The sequence below is a fragment of the Desulfosporosinus hippei DSM 8344 genome (assembly GCF_900100785.1).
In the GTDB taxonomy this organism is placed as follows: Bacteria; Bacillota; Desulfitobacteriia; order Desulfitobacteriales; family Desulfitobacteriaceae; genus Desulfosporosinus; species Desulfosporosinus hippei.
In genome coordinates, this window is record NZ_FNCP01000003.1 from 210,289 (window position 1) to 225,826 (window position 15,538).

18 protein-coding genes, 1 other RNA gene and 1 pseudogene are annotated in these 15,538 nt (G+C 42.9%); 3 read left to right on the plus strand and 17 right to left on the minus strand.

All coding sequences use genetic code 11. The features are described from left to right. Nucleotides 1-7: 7 nt before the first annotated feature. The 13 genes from BLS16_RS04230 to BLS16_RS04290 all read right to left on the minus strand — a co-directional run bounded on the left by BLS16_RS04230 (nt 8) and on the right by BLS16_RS04290 (nt 9,795). Nucleotides 8-994: a DNA-methyltransferase gene (locus BLS16_RS04230; RefSeq protein WP_092330345.1), complete on the minus strand. Its 987-nt coding sequence runs from the start codon at nt 992-994 to the stop codon at nt 8-10. Continuing rightward, nucleotides 984-2,054: a helicase-related protein gene (locus BLS16_RS04235; protein WP_242876183.1), complete on the minus strand. Its 1,071-nt coding sequence runs from the start codon at nt 2,052-2,054 to the stop codon at nt 984-986. The genes BLS16_RS04230 and BLS16_RS04235 overlap by 11 nt, the downstream gene beginning before the upstream one ends. A 307-nt stretch (nt 2,055-2,361) precedes the next feature. Beyond that, nucleotides 2,362-4,320: a DNA polymerase gene (locus BLS16_RS04240; RefSeq protein ID WP_092330351.1), complete on the minus strand. Its 1,959-nt coding sequence runs from the start codon at nt 4,318-4,320 to the stop codon at nt 2,362-2,364. 67 nt (nt 4,321-4,387) lie between these two features. Continuing rightward, nucleotides 4,388-4,987, minus strand: coding sequence for a DUF2815 family protein (locus BLS16_RS04245; protein WP_092330353.1), 600 nt, complete (start codon nt 4,985-4,987; stop codon nt 4,388-4,390). Nucleotides 4,988-4,993: 6 nt separating this feature from the next. Next, nucleotides 4,994-6,184, minus strand: coding sequence for a DUF2800 domain-containing protein (locus BLS16_RS04250; protein ID WP_092330356.1), 1,191 nt, complete (start codon nt 6,182-6,184; stop codon nt 4,994-4,996). Next, nucleotides 6,181-6,597, minus strand: coding sequence for a hypothetical protein (locus BLS16_RS04255; RefSeq protein WP_092330358.1), 417 nt, complete (start codon nt 6,595-6,597; stop codon nt 6,181-6,183). The genes BLS16_RS04250 and BLS16_RS04255 overlap by 4 nt, the downstream gene beginning before the upstream one ends. After that, nucleotides 6,594-6,833: a hypothetical protein gene (locus tag BLS16_RS04260; RefSeq protein ID WP_092330361.1), complete on the minus strand. Its 240-nt coding sequence runs from the start codon at nt 6,831-6,833 to the stop codon at nt 6,594-6,596. Before BLS16_RS04260 ends, BLS16_RS04255 begins: the two co-directional genes overlap by 4 nt. A gap of 21 nt (nt 6,834-6,854) precedes the next feature. After that, nucleotides 6,855-7,559, minus strand: a complete 705-nt coding sequence (locus BLS16_RS24180) for a DUF7666 domain-containing protein (protein ID WP_242876184.1) — start codon at nt 7,557-7,559, stop codon at nt 6,855-6,857. Nucleotides 7,560-7,628: 69 nt separating this feature from the next. Continuing rightward, the gene (locus BLS16_RS04270) at nt 7,629-7,835 is read right to left on the minus strand and encodes a hypothetical protein (protein WP_092330363.1); all 207 of its coding nucleotides are present in this window, start codon (nt 7,833-7,835) and stop codon (nt 7,629-7,631) included. A 17-nt stretch (nt 7,836-7,852) separates the two neighbouring features. Next, nucleotides 7,853-8,485, minus strand: coding sequence for a sigma-70 family RNA polymerase sigma factor (locus BLS16_RS04275; protein WP_092330366.1), 633 nt, complete (start codon nt 8,483-8,485; stop codon nt 7,853-7,855). A gap of 6 nt (nt 8,486-8,491) precedes the next feature. Next, nucleotides 8,492-8,890 carry a hypothetical protein gene (locus BLS16_RS04280; RefSeq protein ID WP_092330368.1) on the minus strand — a complete coding sequence of 133 codons (399 nt, stop codon included), beginning with the start codon at nt 8,888-8,890 and terminating at the stop codon, nt 8,492-8,494. 140 nt (nt 8,891-9,030) lie between these two features. Then, entirely contained in the window at nt 9,031-9,387 is a 357-nt protein-coding gene (locus BLS16_RS04285) for a hypothetical protein (RefSeq protein ID WP_092330371.1), read from the minus strand. Between the two features lie 150 nt (nt 9,388-9,537). Next, complete coding sequence (locus BLS16_RS04290; RefSeq protein WP_092330374.1) at nt 9,538-9,795, minus strand: helix-turn-helix domain-containing protein; 258 nt, start codon at nt 9,793-9,795, stop codon at nt 9,538-9,540. Between the two features lie 279 nt (nt 9,796-10,074). Between BLS16_RS04290 and BLS16_RS24185 the strand changes: the two genes are divergently transcribed. From BLS16_RS24185 to BLS16_RS24830, 3 genes and pseudogenes are all read left to right on the plus strand, one after another. Further along, the gene (locus BLS16_RS24185; RefSeq protein WP_242876185.1) at nt 10,075-10,626 is read left to right on the plus strand and encodes a helix-turn-helix domain-containing protein; all 552 of its coding nucleotides are present in this window, start codon (nt 10,075-10,077) and stop codon (nt 10,624-10,626) included. Between the two features lie 9 nt (nt 10,627-10,635). Next, a complete protein-coding gene (locus BLS16_RS04300; RefSeq protein WP_092330376.1) occupies nt 10,636-11,103 on the plus strand; it encodes an ImmA/IrrE family metallo-endopeptidase in 468 nt (155 codons plus the stop codon). Between the two features lie 51 nt (nt 11,104-11,154). After that, nucleotides 11,155-12,162 (plus strand): annotated as a pseudogene (locus tag BLS16_RS24830) (recombinase family protein); the annotation flags it as partial. A 517-nt stretch (nt 12,163-12,679) separates the two neighbouring features. Here BLS16_RS24830 and ssrA read toward each other — a convergent pair. The 4 genes from ssrA to BLS16_RS04330 all read right to left on the minus strand — a co-directional run bounded on the left by ssrA (nt 12,680) and on the right by BLS16_RS04330 (nt 15,352). Next, nucleotides 12,680-13,031, minus strand: a transfer-messenger RNA (tmRNA) gene (ssrA, locus tag BLS16_RS04315). A gap of 209 nt (nt 13,032-13,240) precedes the next feature. Beyond that, nucleotides 13,241-13,711 carry an SsrA-binding protein SmpB gene (gene smpB / locus BLS16_RS04320; RefSeq protein ID WP_014905203.1) on the minus strand — a complete coding sequence of 157 codons (471 nt, stop codon included), beginning with the start codon at nt 13,709-13,711 and terminating at the stop codon, nt 13,241-13,243. A 146-nt stretch (nt 13,712-13,857) separates the two neighbouring features. Further along, nucleotides 13,858-14,409: an HDIG domain-containing metalloprotein gene (locus BLS16_RS04325; protein WP_176786068.1), complete on the minus strand. Its 552-nt coding sequence runs from the start codon at nt 14,407-14,409 to the stop codon at nt 13,858-13,860. Nucleotides 14,410-14,530: 121 nt separating this feature from the next. Beyond that, nucleotides 14,531-15,352: an alpha/beta hydrolase gene (locus BLS16_RS04330; protein WP_092330518.1), complete on the minus strand. Its 822-nt coding sequence runs from the start codon at nt 15,350-15,352 to the stop codon at nt 14,531-14,533. Nucleotides 15,353-15,538: the final 186 nt, after the last annotated feature.

The window sequence follows — 15,538 nt, forward strand, 5'->3', positions numbered from 1 at the left end:
TCACCTCTCATGTCAGCAGATCGTCGAACGCTTCTTGCACGGCCATCTTCAGGTTGTTAACTGCAATCTTGAAATAACTTTCCTTCAGCTCAACTCCGACGAACCTGCGCCCCATTTTTATAGCCTGGTATCCTTCGCTGCCAATACCTGCGAAAGGACTAAATACAATGTCACCAGGATTAGACCAAAGTTCTACTCCTCTGGCGATCACGTCAAGTTGTAAAGGGCATATGTGACGTTCATCCTTTTCTTCACGAGCTGAACGGTATTGAAGTGTGTTACTTTGCCTAATATCCATCCATACAGGAGATGCGTACCTTCGCCATACTTGATGTGAATATACGGGGCCTCCAACATACGGTTTCTTAGCTTCTGCTGCTTCCTTGTCAGGCTCTGGACGTTCTATCTTTGGGGCATCCGGTTCATTTTCTCCAAAAAACCTCACCATCCCATCGGGATGCACAATTGGCTCTGGGTTATCCCCTGGCTTCCTCATCGTTAAAATATAATCAGGTAGTCCTTGGCGACACATAGATGAGTCTTTTACTAGCTGCTTATGCATCAGGCCGAGTGCCTTCGTCCTAGTTGCCTCTACCAGTGGATCTTTCCAGATCGTAACCCTGGAATGCCATATAAAACCGGCATCTTCGAATGCCTGTCTAAGTTGAGCAGGAAAATCTTTAATACCGATATACCCATCCCGTGACTTCATGGCCGGGATATCCATGCAGTGAAAGCTTACCAAACGTCCTGGTATTGTTATTCTGAGAAGCTCGTGGATTAAGAACTTAAAATGCTCAAAGAATTCTTCATCGTTTCGGCAGTTACCCATATCTCGATCACTGTTCGAGTAGGTATAGAGGGATGCAAAAGGAGGAGAAAAGATGCTGTAATGAATGCTGCTATCGGGAAGTCCTCTTGCAACCTCCACGCAATCCCCGTTATATATCGCGAAATCCTGTTCGATAACTTGGTCAATAGTGTTAACTTGCAATCTTCTCACTCCTTAACCATGGTGGTAGTCTAATTGGGTTTTTTGCTCTGTATTCTGTAACGTCTCGTTCTGTCGAACGTATTGACTCAGACGTAATATCCTTGGTGTACTGAACCATCTCGGCGACCATCTTCCGGAAGTCAGTTTCTTTACGTTTGATATTCTCAGCCGTTGCCCCTTCTCGGCTGGAAGTAATCATGGTCACATTTACTGGTCTTGTTTGTCCGAAACGATAGCAGCGCCTAACAGCCTGAAATACTTGTTCGAAACTATCCGAAAGACCGACAAAAGCCATATCGGCGCAATGCTGCCAATTCATACCGAATCCTGCGATTGAAGGCTTTGTTACCAGAACACGGATCTTTCCTGCTGCGAAGTCAAGCAAAGCTTTTTCCTTATGGGCTGCTTTGTCACTCCCACGTACTTGGACTGCTCCTGGAATCGCGGCAGTCAACATCTCGGATTCGATGTTTAGGTCACACCAGACAAGGAAAGGTTGATCGGATGCATTAACGATCTCAGCGCAGGCCTTTACTCGTTCTTCAGCGGTTTCTCGACGTGCCTTTTGTCGCTGTGAAAGTGTCTTAGCAAGTTCCCCTTCAACTTCAATAACATGATCAGTAATCGTGAGCGGTGGCAAAATGTAACCGTCATCTGAGTAACCAAGATCCGAGGGTTTTTCTAATACAACGCCCCAGCTCGCAACCCACTTCCAGAACGTATCTTCCGCATGTCCTTTTAAGCGCCACTTCTGCGTCTCTCCACCATCGTGGACGAAGTACATGGATAGCATTTCTGTGCGACTCATGACACCTAAAAATTCAGCGTGATTGCCGATTTCCATGTAATCGTTCGGCGCAGGCGTTGCCGTGCAAGCAAGCCGGTAGGGTGTAAAGGCAAAGGACTCAATTAGCTCAGTCCGCATTTTGCCAGTGAACGATTTGAGGATGGAGGATTCGTCCAGGATAACACCGTCAAATAGTATTGGCTCGAAGTGATTAAGCATTTCATAATTAGTGATGTTTAGTCCCGGACGAACATCGTCCTGGCTTCGGCACATCGTTATTTCGTATCCGAGCACTGCCCCCTCGCGGATTGTCTGCGCGGCCACTGCAAGAGGAGCCAGTATCAAAACGTCCCCGCCTGTCAATTCGTGAACCTTCATTCCCCATTCGATCTGTATCCGTGTTTTACCAAGCCCCGTTCCAGCGAATACCGCTGCTCTGCCAAGTTTAAGCGCCCAACAGTCAATGTCTTTTTGGAAATCGAACATACTTTCATGGAGTGTTTCACGGTCTACAGAAAATCCGGATGGAGGCATTGTTGAACGTTTGTTGTTTATGAAAAGGTCATATTCTTGCATACAATCAATCCTTCATATAGAAGTCACACTCAAACCCTGCGGCTCTCATCGGTAATCCTGGTGCCCATCTTATTGGCTTACCCATCACAGTCGTTACATGTTCCAAGGAACCGATTCCTATTGGAACATCCAGCACAACCTCATCATGGACGTGCATTGCAATCCTGTAGCCTTCTGCATCTACCCGCACCATACTTTCTGCTAAGCAGTCCCGAGCAATCGCCTGGACAAGATTCTCCACCAGACGGCCCCCGTAGGTTCTGTGGGACATCCATTTCTTTTTAACTTGATCCATACCGTCAAATACTAGGCCTTCTTTATTAAATTTAGGCTCTGGCTTAATCCTCGGATTGACATACGCCAAACTCCGGCCGCTTGGTAGATCTGCGAACAGCACACCCGCCTCATATCGATATTGAACTCCATGCGCCAGTTTGACAGTTGTTTTGTCCCTTACCGCCGTTACAGCGGCATTCTCAGCAGCATACCAGAGCTTGCGAATATTTGGATTTGCATCCCGCCATTGCTTGACCAGTCGTGGATACTCGTCAGGATTGATCTCATGCTTAGAGTCCATAACGGCCAGTGCATTTTCCCCTCCTTGGAATCCACAGGCCAACGTTGCTATCTTCCCACGTGCTCTTAGTTCATAATTTGCATGACCTTTGACAATCGTCTCAAAAGGAACTCCAAACATGTTAGACGCTGTCGCTTCGTAGATTTTGCCGTGTCCTCTGAATACCTCCAGTACCCAGCCTTCATCGGCTAACCACGCTATGACCCTTGCCTCGATTGCGCTAAAGTCTGATACGATGAACCGACATCCCTCAGACGGAATGAACGCCGTACGGATTAATTGACTGAGTACGAATGGCGGGGCACCAAATAACATTTCAACGAGTTCGAAATCGCCTGATTTTAAGATCTCCCGTGCCATAGCTAAGTCGGTGAAAACATTCTTCGGAAGATTTTGAACCTGAATTAATCTACCCGCCCAGCGCCATGTCCGGTTAGCTCCGCAAAATTGAAGTAAACCCCGTGCTCTCTCATCGGCACACATACTTCTGTTCATTGCGTTATATTTGTCTACGCTGGTCTTCGACAGCTCCTGCCTTAGTTCCAGTACTCGCCGTGTCTCATCGTCTGGAGCCGCATCTAGTAACTGAGGCATATAATCCTTTGACAGCCCGTCTGGTGTATCTAAGCCGCGTTCTAACAACCATTCCTTAAGCTGTGTTAGACTGTTAGGGTTTTCTAGTCCAGTAATCTCTTTGGCCTCTTGCATGAGCCTTGCTTCGTATTGTTCATCACAGGCAATTGCCTGTCTAAAAAGTATTGGATCAAGCCTAACCCCTTGGTCGTTTATTCGTTGGTCGAGTGCCCATAATGCCCATTCGTGAGCCGGAACCGGAAAGCGTTCTAATTTTCGTCGTACTTCTCGTTCTACAACTACGTCCTGACGGTTGTAGGATTTATACTCTTCCCACTTCTCGGGATCATGATGGGGGTAATTACGAGTTCGTTGACCGTTAGCTTTACTAGGTTTACACGGTACAGAAAAATATTTGATTAGATTTTTTCCTTTAGCATCTTTCTGCACATCCAGTTTAAGAACTTCTGCTACCCCATCAAGATAGCCCGGTAATCCTAATGCTAGCGCCCATACAGACGTGCAACGCCATTGAGAAGGATCGCATTCTATGCCGTATTGCTTAGATATACAAGTCCGTTCGAAGTTGGCATTATATGCTGTCTTGATCACTGACGGGTCAGTTAAATCACGTAGAACTCTATCCGGTATATCTTCAAATGCTGTTAGGTCGATTACTAGAACAGGATCATCCCCATAGGCAAAACCGAAAAGTAATATCTCAAAATCTGGAGATTCCACGTAACGGTATACTCCACATGTTTTAAGATCGACGCTGCTATAAGTTTCTAAGTCGATTTGTAAGACAGTCATATCTTAAAATCTCCTATCTTGATAAATTAGGGGATCCAATGTTGGTTGAATCCCCTTGTAAGATGTGTTAGTTTAGAAAGTCCTCATCGTCCCCGGCTAAGTCTATATCAAAATCTTCCTCGGCGAATTCGTCATTGACGCTTGCTCTGCCGCCTAAGAAGTCTCCGTCTTGTACCTTGACCACATTGTTAAGTCCAGCCGCAATACCCCGATTTCCTTTTGTATCAAATGGGTAGAAGTTCAAACTAACCTTTGCATAGCATCCGGAGTAGACTTCCGTACTGTCCGTGATCTCTTGGAATTTGGTTTTACCATCTGCCCCTTTACCTACTGGTTTGGCAATACCGGGCTTATTTTTGCTTGAGGCATTTAGGAAGTAATGCCCAGCATACGCTTCATCATCTGGTCGCTCTTCGTCACCATCGCGAAGAGGTGTTTTGCAGTTTGCCGGAATCTTACCATTGGGCCATTTACTTTTGCCAAGCTCTTTGGCAGCGTCCACAGCGGCTTTGATCTTTCGTAGCGTATCTTTGTCACTCTTGGGAATTAGGATAGCTGTGCTGTATTTCTCGTCTCCTCCGTCAATGGCTTGCGGTTGAAAGATATGTGTATATGAAAGTCGTACTTTACCGGTTATCACTTTTGTTGCTTGATTATCAATTGCCATTTTTCATCAAACCTCCACATTTTCAAAATCTTTTTCTAAACTATTAAGTTCTGGTCTCTTATCGGTCTCAGGGACTAGAACTGGTTTACCTGGTGGCTTAGTGATTAAATCACCTAGAATAGTTGGAAGTACTTTTTTTCCTACTTTCTTTTCCAAGTCTCCAATGCCGAAAAGCTCCTGGGGCTTAAGGTACTTATCGGTTTCTAATTTTGCTGTTTCAAAAGCTTTAATAGCCGCGTTTTTATCCGTGATAGAACGATTGCTGCGTCCTTCAACGAGCTTCCACTGGGGAATAGGACTGCCTTTAAGCGCTTGGTCGTAAGCGTATTCCTCGACATCCTTAGCCCAAGACTTAAGTTGATCCGTGATAAATAAGATGGATCCGATTTCTTCGTTGCTCATTAGTGCCGGGTCTTTAAACTCGTGTTCTAGCGCTTTCATATTCTCGTCAGCTCGTGCTCTACAGTTTCCTTTCACTTTGCACCAGCGGCAGTGATCTCCAGCGCAGAATTCACCTTCTCCCGCAAAGGCTAATACCGCTGCGGGCTTAACAACTGACTCGGCCCATTCTAGTAAGTCCTTAAGTGGCATAACCTCTGTACTAACGTTGTCTAATCGAGGCTGGATGATGGTCATATGCACTTCTTCAATAGAATAGAGGTAATTGTACCCCGCCCATGCTCCGAGGCCATATAGACGAATCTGAGGATTGTTGTATGCGCTAACGGGTACACCTTTTCCGTATTTTAGGTCAATAACTTCCAAAACTCCGTCTGCTATTAAAACAACGTCGCCTGTCCCGAAAGCATCAGGCACCCACTCAGTCAAGTCAAGGCGTTCTTCGAGTAGTATCACTGCATCACTGGATCTTGCCTTTGCAGCCATGTACCTTTCTTCTACTAACTCGACGTAGTTCTGGACTGCATCCTCCATCTCCTGATCGTAATACTTGTTTAGCTTAAACTCTTCCAGCTTCTTATCTAAAGCCTTCCGTTGCTTGGAGTTACATACGGTTACTCTTCGGCGGAGTTTGATCTCAGCGAGTTCATGGGCTGCAGTGCCTTCGTTAGCGTACTCGCTACGTTTCTCAGGAACTGTCTCTTGCAATCTGGCGCTCGGCGGGCAGTTAATCCACTGCCCCGCTTTAGAAGCTCCCAGCAATGCGTGAGCACGTTCAGCATGTGCCTGTTGCGTCATAGTGCCTCCAGCTTAAGAAGGAATGCGGCTCGTTTCTCTTCTGGTACGTCGGATATAGATTTGCTCCCAAACTCATCTAGCAAGGCCTTGATTGCTTTTTTACCCTCAGGGGTTGTACCTTTTTCCTGAGCTTTGGCACGTAGTTCTACGACTGTGGGTACTTTTTCAGTCTCTCCTTGATCAGGGGTTCCCTCGTTATTCTCAGGCACGTTATCCGGTGTTTCGTCGGTCGTATTCGATCCTGTCTCTGGTTCAGGGTCTTTATCAGGTTTATTGGTTCCCGAGGTTGAGCGCTTGGTTTTTTCCTGCTTGGGCTGAGTTACAACTGCGCCGCCTACTATTCCTGCTAGCCCTGAGATTGCCTCTTGTAACTCCATTGGGCTGGTAGCTTCAATATTAAGGGTAATGTTCATTTACGTTTCCTCCTCTTTTTTCGGTTCTTATTTCGCCATGCCATATATTTTTCATAGTGATTTAACTTTTTGGGCTTTGCGATAATAGGGACAAACACTGACCAAAATCCTTCTGGGCCTATTTCCCATTGTGCCAAACAGCATTTCGTTTGGCATTTAGCCTTGATTTCCCCTTCAGGGAATTCCATGGTCGAACCACATACACATTTAACAGATATCGCTTGTTTTAGTACCATGGAGATTACCTCCCTGATTCTTTAGTCAGCTTCAACAAATTCGCCGTTTACGAGTCTATAGAAGGTATCTGCCTTGATTTTTTCACCGTCTACTTTAACGCTTTGAACATCCTTGACGTGGTATTCGTATTTAAGTTCTTCCCATTCTGCTAGTACGATCCAGCAGCCTAGCGCGCCCCGTGCCTTGCTTTCATAGCCGATTGCTATCGCGACAGACTCTTTTCCCTCGACGGTCGCTGCGGACTGATCGCCCGTGTTGGTCGCTGCGGACTGATAGCCCGTGTTGGTCGCTGCGGACTGATCGCCCGTGTTGGTCGCTGCGGACTGATAGCCCGTGTTGGTCGCTGCGGACTGATCGCCCGTGTTGGTCGCTGCGGACTGATCGCCCGTGTTGGATTCTTTTTTGCTGCTCCAATCAACTTTATCAAGAACAAACTTCACTCCCGCTGAGATCAGACCGTTAAGACCAATTTCTACGCCGACTCTCAGCTTTGAGCATGCTACTTTACTATCATCGTTGTCTTTGTCTGTTTTCCCATCACCCACAACTTTTGCATAGCGGCTATCGGCAGGAGGATAGTAGTTAAATACATCGAGTGGATTTTCACAGAAGTGGAATCCTCTTCGGCAAGCCGCGGCATCTGCTTCTTCGTATTCTCCACCTGGAGCGAATTGAAAACCTCGGCATTTTAGATCTTTATCAAAACCTTTAAATCCATGAATCATAATCTTTTCCTCCTTCAATATTTTTGGTATAATATAAGGTAAGATAATTTTCTGTTAGCCTGTTTGGTGTTAGTGCACCGACGGGCTTTTCTTTTGTTTGCTTGCATTCAATTGATCCGTGAGATTAATCGCTCTGCCCTGAGGCTTATCCACTACTGTGATCGTTCCCGGCATAATACTCATAAGCATTTCAAAAGTCTGGTTTTGCTCCTCGGTTAATGCCACTGGAAGAATTACTTCGTCTTTGATATAAAAAAGCACTAATCCGTCTTTCAAGTTGTCACCCCCTCTCATTAACTAGCCCTTGGGCCTTTAAATCTTTTTCTTGACTCTAGATTCATACCAAGTCCATATTGCCTGGCAGATTCCAATAGATAACGCTCCATTCGACTGACGGTTACTTGCGTAACGCCTAAGATCTTGCTTATTTCCCGTTGGGATAATCCTCTAGCCCGAAGTTCAAATAACCTCTGCAGTCTAGGCCCGACTGTACTTAAGAAATCTGTTAAAATGACTTCTTCCCCGATTTGATAGCTTCCGGATAATACAAAATCCCCAAACGTCTTTTTTTCATCAAACTCCACTGGACGATCTAGGCTATCTACCGGAATGCTCTCTCCCCGATTTCGGATTAAACGACCATGATCTCTAACATGGCGCATTAGTGTCCCCCTAATCATTGGAACAGCGTAGGTTGAAAACTTAATTGGCTCTCCGTTCTCCCCCTTAAAACCAGTCGGGTTAAAAAGTTGATAGGCTCTAATAAGTCCCAGGTAAGCAATACTTTTGAAGTCATCTTCATCGAATCTGATAGAATCGTTTTTACGGGCATTGAGCATAAATGAGAAGGCTACGGAATGAGCTAATCCGAGATTTTTACTGATAAATTCATCCGGCGTACCTGGTAAATGCGGGTTTTTATCCACCTAATTTCACCTCCTCTCACTAATTTCAGTTCGACCGTTAGGGGCTTTCAAGGCATAAACACATCCGCATTCTAGACAAGTTACACTGATAATGTCATAGTTAAGCCCAAAGTTTTCCTTTTCAGTCCTAAGATACTTAGCATGGCCTATTCCTGAATCACAAGTTGGGCAATGGTCTGATACTCTAGCGCTTTGGATGTTAATAACCGGGATGTCTTTGTACCATTGGAGAATTGACACCGAATAGCCAAACACAGGGAAAGATTTCGTCTTGTACTTTGTGATAATGTTGGCGATCATTTTCATCATGTCATTACGGCTGAGTTTCCCGTGGGCAAAATCATTAATCAGGTCATGGACGGATTGCTTATCCTCAGAGGTAGGGAGTTGGTATATCTTTGTCAAGGTTAGCCCTCCCTTTAATGAATAAATGGTCTAGCGATAATTCCGATCACGTAGAAGGTAATAATGACAAGGGCAATAGCGAAAGCCGTACTTTTACGAGTCTTTTCAACGATAGCCTTAAACATGGTCATTCCTCCTCTTTATTTGATAAACCATTTACCTTTAACAAACTCAGCGTTACTAATCGCCATGCCGCGTTGATCGAGGAAAAAGCCAAGATTGGGCTTAATAACGCTTTCGTTTTCTCCTAGCTTACAGACGATTTCTTTCCCGTCTCTTAGCCAAGCAAGGATAGCTTCCTGCCAAGTAACTTGATGTTGAAGAACTAGTCTCCATTTCTCATTGACTGATGGGACAAAATGCGATTCCCAATTACCATCAAGTATCAACTGACCCTGCTTACCAAAGGAGTAAATTCTGCCAGTTCTCATCCGTTCAAATTTAGCCCCTGGATTTTTGAGCGCATAGGAGTACATTTCGCCTGTTGTTAAAATCATGTTGATTTCCTCCTTAATTTTCAGACTGTAAGATTTGCTTTAAAACTAATCCGGCTAATAGATCGATTCCGCGCTGCGGGTTTGGATGAGGGATAGTATTGATAGTAAGATTGACCCTGATTTCTTGAGGCCTATTTGTAGACTTCACATTTATCCCTTCCTCTCTTTATCGGGTTCATCCTTTATGCCTGATGTTTTTCCGGTCTGTGCTCTTTCACGATTACCGTGTACCAGGTAATCAATAGAGACTCCAAAGTAATCTGCAACTTTCTGAACCCTATCAACGCTAGGAATGTTAGTGTCCCATTTATACATTGCCCCGTTGCTAAATCCGAATTTAACTTCTAAGTTTTTAAGGTTTGTATTATTTTCGCGGCATAGCTCTTGAATTCTACCAACTAACGTCATACGATCTAATACCTCCTTTCCTGACATTTTTGTCAAAAATAGTAAACTTAGCTATTGACAAGCAACCGAAAATATTCTAATATTGGGTACAAGAAATACACCAATTAAAACTCGTTCGACACGAATTTTTAAATGGGTCTTAGTGACTCTTGGTTTTTTGTTGCTTGCATGGCGTTTATCTAAGTTACTGAGATAATAATAACCTAATATTTTCGGTTAGTCAATAGAGTTAGTGGATTTTTAACTAATATTTTAGGTTGATTGGAGTGAGTCTTATCCGTGGGCATAGTAGAAAATATAAAGGATCTCTGTAAGCAGCGTGGTACGTCAATACCTAAAATTGAGAAAGAGTTAGGTTTTGGGAATGGGGCTATATACAATTGGGATAAAAATTCTCCAACTGTCGGTAAGCTTCAGCAGGTAGCAGATCATTTGGGGTCATCTATTGATTTTTTAATCTCGGGCTTTGATCAAGAGATAATAGATAGTATCAAATCACTATCTAATTACAACGGTGCAAAATCTTACTTTTTAGAAGATGTACTTACCTTTCTAATCCCAGAGATAGAAAAACTTAAAAAAGAATATTGGGACGTACCCTTTGATGCAACTCCTACCGACATGATTTTATTAATTAGAGAGACGCCGCTTTCTAGAGAATTTAAAAATGATCTATTATGTTTACTTGAAAGGGTTAAAGAGCAACTTAAAAGCATACAACCCGAAACTATAGCGGCCCACCATGACGGAGATGAGTGGACAGAAGAAGAACTAGCCGATATTGAGAGATTTAAAGAATTTGTACGCTCTAAACGGAATGCTAAAAACTGAGGTGACATCATGTTATACGAAATGCTTATCACCGAAGCAGAAAGTCAAAATGTTGAAGTATGTGAGGAGCACATGGGGCCTAGGATCAGAGGACTGTATGGAGATAATGTAATTTGGCTAAACCAAGGATTACCTACTCACGCAGCTAAGGTGTGCGTTCTCGCTGAAGAAATGGGGCACCATTACACGTCTACTGGCAACATATTAAATCAGAAAAAACTAGCCCACATTAAACAGGAAAAGCGAGCTAGGAATTGGGCCTATAAAAAATTAATCCCCCTAGAAAGCTTTGTTAACGCTTTCAAAGAGGGAATTACTAATCGCTATGAGTTTGCTGAGTTCTTGGGAGTAACTGAATACTTTTTAGAACAAGCTATAGAGCATTATAAAGAAAAGTATGGTTTATGCGTTGAGTGGACAAGCTATGTCATCTACTTTGAGCCTCTAGGAGTGCTCGAGATTTACGAAGATTATTAATATCTATATTTTTTTACCCCTATTTAGAACACACGTTCTACTTATTACGAGATGAGGGATAAGAGAGTGAGTAAAATTATTCGGGCAGCATCTTATTTAAGATATAGCAGTGACAATCAACGCGAGGAATCTATCGTAGCCCAAGAAAGGGCTATCGAAGAATACTGTAAGCGAAAAGGCTATGTTCTAGTAAAGAAGTACGCTGATGAAGCTAGGAGCGCAACAACCGATAACCGAGCAGATTTTCAGCGCATGATAGAAGAAAGTGTGTTAGGGGCTTACGAGGTGTTGGTTGTCCATAAACTTGACCGATTTGCACGAAACCGTTATGACTCGGCTCTTTACAAAAGACGACTAAAACTGAACGGGATCAAGGTAGAGAGTGTTTTAGAGCAGTTGGATAATTCTCCCGAATCTGTTATTCTTGAATCAGTCCTGGAAGGAATGGCTGAATACTACAGTAAGAACCTTTCTCGCGAGGTTCGAAAAGGTCTAAATGAGAACGCAATGAAGGCAACTCACAATGGTGGTCGTCCAGCCTATGGCCTTAAAGTTAACCCTGAAACACATATGTATGAAATAGATGAAAAGAGATACAGAGCTGTTCAAATGTATTTTGAAGGTCTTGATGCAGATTTAACAAGAGCTGAGATCGCTAGGAGAATAAACAGTGCTGGATTTAGAACTTATGCCGGTGACGAATTTAAAATTACTAGTTTTGATACTTGGGCGGCCAACCCGAAATACAAAGGTGATTATGTATGGAACGCTAGTTCATCGAAGGACGAATCCGGTAAACGTAATAGCCACCTCAAAAAACCTATTGAAGAGCAGATAATTATTGAAGGGGCTATTCCTGCCATTGTTTCAAAAGATCTCTGGGAAAGGGTGAACGCTAAATTGAAAAAGAGAGAAAGTAATAGTGAAAAATCTCGGCTAAGAGCAAAAACGGTTTATCTACTTAGCGGGAAAGTCTTCTGTTCCAAGTGTGAAAGCCAGATTTCTGGCGAATCTTATACCAGCCGTGGTAGGAACTATGCTTACTATAAATGTTCTAGTAAGTGCGAAAATAAAGGCATTCCAAAAGAGCTTCTTGAGAGCGTCGTTATTGATAAATTAGTAGAAATCTGTTTTTCTTCTGAAGCCGTTCAACAGATAGTGGAAAAGGTTAAAAAGCTGTATAAAGAAAGACAAAATAACACAGCCAACGATACCGTTCCACTAAAAGAAGAGATCGCGTCTCTAGAATCTAAGATTGACAAATGGATTGATGCTATAGGAGACGGTATTCTTGACAGGAATGTTCTTGCTAAAAAAATAAATGAAGCCAACGAAAAGAAGGAATTCCTTACTTCCCAGTTGGCTTTAGTAGAAGTTATTCAAAAAACGCCTGAAATTGAGGATGCGGCAATCATCAAAATATTAGACAAAAGAAAAGATTGCCTTCTATCTGATGATCCAATAGATCAAAAGGCAGTCATACAAGAATATATAGACAACGTAAAGGTTTTTTTTACTGCTGATAAAATGCTTGATATCGAGATTACCGTGAGATTTGATATGTTAGGTGTACCAATGGTGGAGGCGAGGGGACTTGCACCCCTGTATCGAAGAACGACCACAAAAGCGTCTACGCGTGTGTCCTTTAATTTAAATTTCGCCAGTCTTGACTCCTAAAGGCAAGGATTCAGTTCAGGCTAGCTCGATGATCTTAGCTAATGTCTCCGAGCATTGACATTAGAGCGTCCTACTTAATTGACACTCTGACCCTTCATCGTAGGTTCTGAAGGCAGAATGCTAGCGGCACTTAGGCAGCTAGAGCGTAATTGTTTTCGTTAACTATTTTTGCCCACCGTTTAACGAGACCAGGTGGAATCTCGACGCGCAACTCTTGCCACCGCTTCCCCGAGCGAGTCTAAAACGCCCCCGTAAAAATTAACTACAAACATAGTATACCACATTTTTGTTTAAAGCAAAGTGAATAACCCTGGAATAATTACTTCTTTATGGAAAAGACATTCTGGAACTATTAATCTTACGGAAATTTTAGATTAAATGTTTTTTCTTTTATCCTAAACAAGTTACTGCCCATTCCAAATTTACATATATCACTTATATTATATAAACAGATTAATTTTTAATAATTCTTATTCCGATCTCTTAAGGCACGCTCTATATCACGTTTTCCTTCACGTTCAGCAAGAGCTTGCCGTTTATCATAATTTTTCTTCCCTTGGCCAACAGCTAATTCTACTTTAGCCATCCCTTTTTTTAAATAAATTTTTATCGGGATCAGGGTTAGCCCTTGCTGCTGAATCTTACCGATTAGTTTACTTATTTCCGCTCGGTGAAGTAGCAGCTTACGAGGCCTAAGTGGATCGTGATTGAATCGGTTTCCCTGTTCATAGGGGCTGATATGCAGCTGGTGAACCCAAATTTCACCCTCATCTAATTTTGCATAGCTATCCTTTAAATTAACCCGTCCATTACGAATGGATTTTATTTCAGTTCCGGTGAGAATAATCCCAGCCTCAATTCTATCCTCAATATAATAATCGTGGAAAGCCTTACGATTTTCAGCAACAACTTTAATTCCTCCAGAAGGCATATTAATCCTCCTCTCATCAAGTACTTCAGTATAACACAAACTTCCTATTATAACCAAATGTTAAGAATCAACGACCTAATACTTTCCGACATCCTCTAGCCGATAACTCAAAACAAAAAAGTTTAGCAATGAGAACCTAAATTACCCTATAGCTCTAATTCCTTCGAAATCCCCTGCATCCCCTCTAAGCCTAATCCTAAAAACTCCTCTAACGTAAGTCCCAGCTCACTGCAGCTGAGAATCTGCTGTCGATTTGCCCCCTTGGCAAAGGCCTTTTGATCAAATTTCTTAAGGAGGAAAGGAACATCTACCCCAGAAAGCTTTTTATCCGGTCGGATAAGAGCCCCGGCTACAATCAGCCCTGTCATAGGGTCTGTTGCATAAAGGGCCTTATCCAATAAAGAGTTTCGGGGTAGTCCGTGCCTCTCATTGTGTACCTTAACGGCATAAATAAGGTCTGGGGAAAAACCTAGGCTCTCTAAGATTTCCGCCCCTTTTAGAGAATGAACTTCAGGCTGTTCTTTAGTATCCTCATAATCAATATCATGGAGCAGGCCCGCCATTCCCCACAAATCAGGATCTTGATCAAAATGCTTGGCTAAACGAATAAGGACTGCTTCTGTTGATATCATATGTTTTAGTAGGTTTTTATTATCCACATACTTCGTTAATTCTGCGTATGCTTCTGCTCTTGTCATCATTGATTAATCCCGCTTCCTTTCATTTCAAGAACCTTCCCTTTCCACTCAGGATAGTTCTTACAACTATGTATCTAAGACACAATCAAACTAATATAGATTAGTCTGATTCAATGTCGCTTTAATCGTGATTGTATTTCTTCTGATCAAACTGTTGAAGAAACTCGTGAACCTTTAAAAAAACTTCTTCGCGTTCCTGACCAAGAGTTAAAATATGTCCAGATTTTTGCCAATAGATTACCTCAGGATTGACCTGCCTGATTTTCTTCCTAATAATCTCTACACTGACAGGTTTAACGGTTAAATCCTTTGAGCTTTGCATTAATAAGGACGGACACTTTATTGTCTGAAGTTTATTGCGTACTTGACGAATTCCTTTATTTAATGAAATTAAGGAATCCACCGGAACCCGTTCATAGACAAAACGCTCAGCTAGTGGGTCATTTTTTAACAATGCTGGTTTATCCTTTACCGCTTTTTTAGGATTTAACTTTTTTCCCCTCCTCGAAAACGGTTTATTCTTCTCAACAAAGGTCATAAACGGCCTAATGAGCCGAACGAAACGAGTTCTCCTATCTGCCAGGATCATGGGGGCATTCATACTGATAAGTCCATCGATGAGACCCAGCGTCCCCAGATGAAGAGTCAATAGTCCTCCCATGGATAATCCTACTCCAATTACAGTATCACAAGTTTCTCTAAGCTTTCGAACACCGACTACTGCGTCTTTAGTCCAATCCTCCCAACTAGTTGTTGCCATCAGTTCCGGAGTTGTCCCATGACCCGACAGTTGGACTCCCAGGATTGTCCATCCAAGCTTGGCTAAGCGTTCACCCATTAGCCTCATTTCTGAAGGAGAGCCGGAAAAACCATGAATCAGCAGACAGCCAACATGGTTGCCGGGAAAAAAGAAGGGCTCTACTAAGCGTCTTTGTGGTTCCAGCAACTACACTCCTCCTAACAGATTTTCGTGATTCATCATCTGAGTTCGATTATTGTGTCGTAGTATCGAGAGAATCCATAAGATTACCCTAACACCGCTTTATGACCTTCAACTGGAGAAAGAGAAAAATTATTATAATAATAAATAAAAATACAATATCTAACAGTATTCTTTTTCACTGGACTT

What these genes read in the sequence shown, in the direction of transcription:
- BLS16_RS04235 (WP_242876183.1), bottom strand. Translation starts at nt 2,054, where the DNA reads ATGTGCCGAAGCCAGGACGATGTTCGTCCGGGACTAAACATCACTAAT.
- BLS16_RS04240 (WP_092330351.1), bottom strand. Translation starts at nt 4,320, where the DNA reads ATGACTGTCTTACAAATCGACTTAGAAACTTATAGCAGCGTCGATCTT.
- BLS16_RS04245 (WP_092330353.1), bottom strand. Translation starts at nt 4,987, where the DNA reads ATGGCAATTGATAATCAAGCAACAAAAGTGATAACCGGTAAAGTACGA.
- BLS16_RS04250 (WP_092330356.1), bottom strand. Translation starts at nt 6,184, where the DNA reads ATGACGCAACAGGCACATGCTGAACGTGCTCACGCATTGCTGGGAGCT.
- BLS16_RS04255 (WP_092330358.1), bottom strand. Translation starts at nt 6,597, where the DNA reads ATGAACATTACCCTTAATATTGAAGCTACCAGCCCAATGGAGTTACAA.
- BLS16_RS04260 (WP_092330361.1), bottom strand. Translation starts at nt 6,833, where the DNA reads ATGGTACTAAAACAAGCGATATCTGTTAAATGTGTATGTGGTTCGACC.
- BLS16_RS24180 (WP_242876184.1), bottom strand. Translation starts at nt 7,559, where the DNA reads ATGATTCATGGATTTAAAGGTTTTGATAAAGATCTAAAATGCCGAGGT.
- BLS16_RS04285 (WP_092330371.1), bottom strand. Translation starts at nt 9,387, where the DNA reads ATGATTTTAACAACAGGCGAAATGTACTCCTATGCGCTCAAAAATCCA.
- BLS16_RS04290 (WP_092330374.1), bottom strand. Translation starts at nt 9,795, where the DNA reads ATGACGTTAGTTGGTAGAATTCAAGAGCTATGCCGCGAAAATAATACA.
- BLS16_RS04300 (WP_092330376.1), top strand. Translation starts at nt 10,636, where the DNA reads ATGTTATACGAAATGCTTATCACCGAAGCAGAAAGTCAAAATGTTGAA.
- smpB (WP_014905203.1), bottom strand. Translation starts at nt 13,711, where the DNA reads ATGCCTTCTGGAGGAATTAAAGTTGTTGCTGAAAATCGTAAGGCTTTC.
- BLS16_RS04325 (WP_176786068.1), bottom strand. Translation starts at nt 14,409, where the DNA reads ATGACAAGAGCAGAAGCATACGCAGAATTAACGAAGTATGTGGATAAT.